We start from the raw sequence: 6,052 nt of genomic DNA, 5'->3' as shown, positions 1-6,052 counted from the left end.
TCCTTCATATTGTTCAAATAAACGCATGGCTTCCAAAGTTTCTGTGTTATCAGCCAGCAATACTTTTCCCTGCGTGTCGCTTAATGCATCGAACAATCCGCCATAAATGCCATAAGGAGGCCTGCGGTTCGACAGCACTTTTGCCATAATCTGATGCGTCTGATGACGTGCAGTTTCATCATCCTTCATTAATAGATTTCTTGAACCGGCTTCCCAGGCTTCAAACATTGGCACGAATGGGATGTTTTGGGAAACCATCAGCTTCATTTTCCTGTTTCCAAATCGTCCGTCCTGTAACAAACGTAAATTGGCCTCCCATGCAGCGATAGCACCTGTTCCGCTTCCCACCGCCTGAAAATAATAGTCCGGAATTTTATGAATAAAAGAAGTGGCTGATAATACAGTAGTTGACATTCCATCTCTTCGGGCAACATTTTTTGCACCCCCTTCTGCCAGAAATCCTTCAATACTACTGGCAGTGTTTGACAACTGAATCGCATCAAAATAATCACTCCCTGAAGGGGTGGAAATGAGCCTGACACAATCATTCAGTTGTTTATCAAACCATAGTGCATCAATATTATCTTCGGGAACGCACAATAAAAGCGGAATATGGTTTTCGGAACAGACTCTGGCAAATGCCCTTGCCGTGTTCCCTGCTGAAGCTACCACCAGTATTTTATGATGATCGGGGTTTAGCCTGCCGCATACAGAATAGGCTTCTGTCTCTTTAAAACTGCAAGTATTCATGAATGCTCCCCGTTCCGGCCAATATCCGCTGAAAGTAATATACAAATTTTCAAGCCCAAGCAAACCACCAAGTTTTTCGCTTCTATAAGTTACAGGAGCCGAAGAACCCTCCAGTTTTCTTCTTACAGGTAACCATGAACTGAATTGATATAAACCATCCTTTTCTGATCCTAACTGAAGTTGTTTACAATCATATACAGCCCTGATTAATGTCGGCTCTACTTCACCGGGTGCATCCAGCAACCATCCAGTATCTTCAAACAACTTCCCGGTTTTCACCGACATTAGCTGATAGCGGGTTGGCACAAATTCTTTTAACATTTTTAACTTAAAAATTGGTCAGCCGGCAAAAGTAATAATTTTTAAAAATTAATTCCTTTTTATTCAAATCAGCCTTCCCAATTTGATTACCTCGCATTCTTTGTCGGATATGCTGCCTTTTTAGCCAGTTTAGTTTCCGGGAATGCCAATTGAGATAAATCATTAAAACCAACACTCATTACATAAAATACTGATTATCTTTTTTCTACATAAAGATTCACCCTTGAAAAAAAAATTTGCTGGTTTGATTTTTGTGTTATTATATTTGCGTATTCAAATACCTAAATGCAAATTTAATTAAATGGCAAAATTACTCAGTATTTCAGAGGCAGCCTCGATAGCAATTCACAGCCTGGCATTAATAGCCAATACTGAAAAAAACCTGAACGCAGGGCAGTTGGCTGAAAAACTGGGATTTTCAAAAAATCATCTGGCAAAAATATTACAGATGCTTGTCAGATACAATTATCTGGAATCGGAAAGGGGGCCCAAAGGCGGATTCAGGCTCAAACTGGATCCACAGCAGATTTCCCTGCTTGAAATTTATGAGGTCATTGAAGGTCAGCTGGTTGAAGATAAATGTGCACACAACAGGGAAGAGTGTCCTTTTGAGGAATGTGTTTACGGGGATATCAGGTTAGACCTGACCAAAAGGTTCCGGGAATATTTTGGCAACAAAAAACTAAGCGACATCACCGCCAAAAAGTAATAATATGATACGGGAAATTATAAAAATTGATGAGGAATTATGTAATGGATGCGGATTATGTGTTCCGGGCTGCCCTGAGGGGGCACTTCAGATTATTGATGGGAAAGCACGTCTGGTCAGCGATCTGATGTGTGACGGACTGGGTGCCTGTATCGGGGAATGCCCTGAAGGAGCTATTTCTATTGAAAAGCGGGAGGCTGAGCCTTATGATGAATTTAAGGTAATTCCACTCATTGCCCGGCAAGGAAAAAATACAACGATTGCCCACCTTAAACATCTTAAAGATCACGGGGAACATGCCTATCTGAGAGAAGCCGTTGCATGGTTAAGCAGCAACCCGAATGAGTATGACTTCGATTTTGCTGAAGTCAGGAATATTGTACACCAATATCAGCCCGGAAACGGAAACGGCCACCATCACGGGAATTTAAAAGAACATGAACCGGCCGGTATTCACGGAGGTGGTTGCCCCGGTTCCCGTACCATAGATTTTACCAGGCAGAAAATAAGCGTTGAAAATTTTCAAACCGATATTGAAAACGCTCCGGGACAAAAATCAGCCTTAAGACAATGGCCTTTGCAAATGCACCTTATCAGTCCTGTTGCACCCTATTTTCGGGGAGCTGATGTGGTGCTGGCTGCTGATTGTGTGGCCTTTTCGCTGGGCGATTTTCATTCCAGATGGCTGAATGGAAAAAGCCTTGCCATTGCCTGTCCGAAACTTGACAGCAATCAGGAAATTTATCTGAATAAACTTATAGCCATGATAGATCAGGCACAGATTAACACCCTGACTGTCATGATTATGGAGGTTCCCTGTTGCGGTGGATTGTTTCATCTGGCAAAAACAGCACTGGCACAGGCTCAGCGGAAAATTCCCATTAAAAAAGTCATTGTTGGAATTAAAGGTGATATTTTAAAGGAAGAATGGTCCTGATTTTTAAAAGAAAATAAAATGTCTTATTAACCATATTGTTTAACCGTTAAATTTTAAGAAAATGAAAAATAGAATAGTCGTTTTATCATTCATGATGATGTTAATTCACTCAGCATCCGGACAGTTCACCATAAGCGGAGAATTCCGGCCACGGACAGAATATGATCATGGAACTAAAAAACTTGCTTCACCCGGTCAGGAAGCGGTTATCTTTACCTCTCAGCGGACACGATTAAACATTCAGTTTAATAATGAATTTATTGCTTCCAGAATTTCATTGCAGGACATCAGAATATGGGGTAGCCAGCCACAGTTAAATATAACGGATGGATTGACCTCAGTGCATGAAGCATGGGCAAAAGTTAAATTCAATGATAAATTTGCCCTGAAGGCAGGAAGGCAGGAAATCATTTATGATGATCACCGGATTTTTGGAAACGTTGGTTGGTCGCAACAGGGAAGAAGCCATGATGCTGCCTTGATTCAGTTTACAGATAAAAAGCTCTTTAATGCCGACCTCGGTATTGCCTATAATCAAAATGCTGTTCCCTCAATTCCTTTTACTGTCAGCAATAATTATAAGGCCATGCAATACTTATGGCTGCATAAAGACATCGCAGAAAAATTAGGTCTGAGTATTTTAGTGCTCAACAACGGGAATCAGCTTATTACAAAAATTGACAGTGTAACCAATAAATACAGCATTATATACAGTCAGACAGCCGGTACCCGCCTGACCTACAAAATCAATGACAATTACCGTCTGGCAGCCTCTGCTTATTATCAGACAGGGAAAGATGCCACCAACAAAAACCTGAATGCATATTATGTTTCAGCTGAAGCCGGTGCCTCCTTTCTTGAGAAAAAACTGAATCTGACGCTTGGATTTGAACGCTTATCAGGGACAGCTCAAAATTCAGCCGGAAGCGAAAATAATTCATTTACACCTTTTTATGGCACAAACCATAAATTCAATGGGCATCTCGATTACTTTTATGTCGGAAACCACCTCAACAGTGTTGGTCTTCAGGACAATTATCTTCAAATCAGCTATAAAGCAGGCAAATGGAATCCGGGGTTTGACATACATAATTTTTCCTCGGCTGCACAAATTTTTGACAAGATTAACAATAAAAGCTATGATGCTGCCCTTGGCAATGAGCTTGACTTTTACCTGAATTACAAATGGAACGATTGGGTAACATTCAGCGGTGGTTATTCCCAAATGTTAGGAACAGCTTCACTTGAATTTCTCCGAGGTGGTTCCTCCACAGAAACAAGCAACTGGGGATGGCTGATGATGACGGTAACCCCTGAATTTTTTAACTCGAAAAAATAATTTTAATCTTTTAAATACCAGAACAATGAACATAGAATTCAGCAGATCTGAAATCTTTACTTTTAATGATATAATTGATTATCAGACTAATAGCATAGTTAGCAAACAACTTATCAAATGCCCGGCAGGGAATGTAACCGTGTTTGCCTTTGACAAAGGAGAGTCGCTCAGCACCCATTCAGCACCTTTTGATGCTCTCGTACAGGTAGTTGACGGTAAAGCAGAAATTGTGATTGACGAAAAGCCATTTCATCTTGAAGCAGGTCAATCCATTATTATGCCTGCCAACATTCCCCATGCTGTAAAGGCAAGTGAAAAATTTAAAATGGTTTTGACCATGATAAAAGGCTAAGAGACAAAAGCCGACTTTTTCACGTATTTAAACGTTTTTTTAATTTCCTTAAAAATCTGACAATGAGCGAATTAATAAATAATTCTGAAAAGAAAAAGGAGCTGTTAAAGCACATGATTCTTCAGCTTCACAAAGGTGAAGCGCCCGAAATGGTGCGAAAACGCATGATTGAGCTGATGTCGTCAATACCTTATGATGATGTAGTGGAAGTGGAGCAGGAACTCATCAGTGAAGGACTACCCATAGAAGAAGTACTACGGCTGTGCGACATCCATACACAGGTGCTCGAAGGACACATCGATCAAAGTGCTGCCAAAGAGATACCGGAAGGACATCCGGCAGATGTTTTCAAAAAAGAGAACAGGGAACTTGAAAAAGTTGTCGCAAAACTAAATGAAGAGTATATCATGCTAAGCGGACTGAACTCTGAAGACGAAATACCTGCATATCTGATGAAAATCAGGGATTTGTTTAATCAGTTGATGGATGTCGAAAAACATTATCTGAGAAAAGAAAACCTGCTTTTCCCTTTTCTGGAAAAACATGGCATTACCGGCCCCCCAAAAGTCATGTGGGGCAAACACAATGAAACCCGGGAACTGCTGAAAGCAGCCATTGAGTCCCTTTCAGTAAATGAAAAACTAAGTTTTGAAGATATATCTGGTATGATTCAGATGGTTCTGATACCCGCTTCAAAATCCATCACCGACATGATCATGAAGGAAGAAGAAATCCTCCTGCCAATGTGTATGGATACCCTCAGCGAATCAGAATGGTACGAAATTCATCGACAGACCATGACCATAGGATATTGTTTGTATGTACCTGATAAAGAATGGATTCCAGAAGGAATTCAGGAAAATGGGGAAGAAATTCACGAAGCTGGTCATATTAATCTTCCTACGGGAATACTCGCTGTGGATGAACTTATCGGCATATTTTCAAAATTACCCGTTGACATTACCTTTGTTGATAAAAACGATAAAGTAAAGTTCTTTTCAGAAGGAGACCGGATTTTTCACCGAAGTAAAGCCATTATCAACCGTGATGTCAGGATGTGTCATCCTCCTCATTCTGTGCACGTTGTCGAGCAGATTTTAAATGATTTCAAAAGTGGCAAAGCCAGTAAAGCTCCATTCTGGATCAACATGAAAGGCAGATTTATTCTCATTGAGTATTTTGCTGTCAGAAATGAAAAGGGAGAATATCTCGGAACACTTGAAGTAACACAAGACCTGACAAACGCAAGGAAACTCGAAGGAGAGCAGAGATTGCTGAGCTACGCAAACTGAAACATCTTTTTCCATTTAACAAAGTCATGATTATGGACAAGTTAATTATCACCCCGAAAACAAAAATATATGACCTGCTTGAAGCCTATCCTCAGGTGGAAGACGAGCTGATCAGATTGGTACCTGCATTTTCCAAACTAAAAAATCCTATTTTGCGTAAAACAATAGCTAAAGTTACTACGCTTCAACAAGCTGCCATGATAGGCGGAGTGGAATTGGGCATTATCATTAACAAAATCAGACAATTAGCCGGGGATGATGCTGTTGAATCAGCGGAATTATCCACTTTTGATGAAACAACTGTTCCCGATTGGTTTGATGAGCATAAAATTGTTCGTAAGCTGGATGCACG

The 6,052-nt window shown here is 40.5% G+C and carries 7 protein-coding genes; 6 read left to right on the top strand and 1 reads right to left on the bottom strand.

The window, feature by feature from the left end; genetic code table 11:
• Positions 1-1,071, bottom strand: a 1,071-nt coding sequence (locus GX437_08130) for a cysteate synthase (GenBank protein NLJ07622.1), incomplete at its 3' end; no start/stop codon positions are given.
• 301 nt (positions 1,072-1,372) lie between these two features.
• Between GX437_08130 and GX437_08125 the strand changes: the two genes are divergently transcribed.
• The 6 genes from GX437_08125 to GX437_08100 form a co-directional block, all read left to right on the top strand.
• A complete protein-coding gene (locus GX437_08125) occupies positions 1,373-1,780 on the top strand; it encodes an Rrf2 family transcriptional regulator (protein NLJ07621.1) in 408 nt (135 codons plus the stop codon).
• A gap of 4 nt (positions 1,781-1,784) precedes the next feature.
• On the top strand, positions 1,785-2,717 hold the full coding sequence (locus tag GX437_08120; GenBank protein NLJ07620.1) for a 4Fe-4S binding protein: 933 nt from the start codon (positions 1,785-1,787) through the stop codon (positions 2,715-2,717).
• Positions 2,718-2,778: 61 nt separating this feature from the next.
• A complete protein-coding gene (locus GX437_08115) occupies positions 2,779-4,056 on the top strand; it encodes an OprD family porin (protein ID NLJ07619.1) in 1,278 nt (425 codons plus the stop codon).
• Positions 4,057-4,081: 25 nt separating this feature from the next.
• Entirely contained in the window at positions 4,082-4,408 is a 327-nt protein-coding gene (locus GX437_08110; protein ID NLJ07618.1) for a cupin domain-containing protein, read from the top strand.
• A gap of 62 nt (positions 4,409-4,470) precedes the next feature.
• On the top strand, positions 4,471-5,700 hold the full coding sequence (locus tag GX437_08105; GenBank protein ID NLJ07617.1) for a DUF438 domain-containing protein: 1,230 nt from the start codon (positions 4,471-4,473) through the stop codon (positions 5,698-5,700).
• Between the two features lie 32 nt (positions 5,701-5,732).
• The coding region (locus tag GX437_08100) for a DUF1858 domain-containing protein (GenBank protein ID NLJ07616.1) at positions 5,733-6,052 on the top strand (320 nt) is incomplete at its 3' end.

It is taken from the genome of Sphingobacteriales bacterium (assembly GCA_012517435.1).
GTDB lineage: Bacteria > Bacteroidota > Bacteroidia > CAILMK01 > JAAYUY01 > JAAYUY01.
Note: the sequence above shows the minus strand (reverse complement) of the source record. Positions and strands in the feature narration are given on the sequence as shown.

Excerpts from the sequence above, each read along its gene's own strand:
- GX437_08125 (NLJ07621.1), top strand. The coding sequence starts at position 1,373 with ATGGCAAAATTACTCAGTATTTCAGAGGCAGCCTCGATAGCAATTCAC.
- GX437_08120 (NLJ07620.1), top strand. The coding sequence starts at position 1,785 with ATGATACGGGAAATTATAAAAATTGATGAGGAATTATGTAATGGATGC.
- GX437_08115 (NLJ07619.1), top strand. The coding sequence starts at position 2,779 with ATGAAAAATAGAATAGTCGTTTTATCATTCATGATGATGTTAATTCAC.
- GX437_08110 (NLJ07618.1), top strand. The coding sequence starts at position 4,082 with ATGAACATAGAATTCAGCAGATCTGAAATCTTTACTTTTAATGATATA.
- GX437_08105 (NLJ07617.1), top strand. The coding sequence starts at position 4,471 with ATGAGCGAATTAATAAATAATTCTGAAAAGAAAAAGGAGCTGTTAAAG.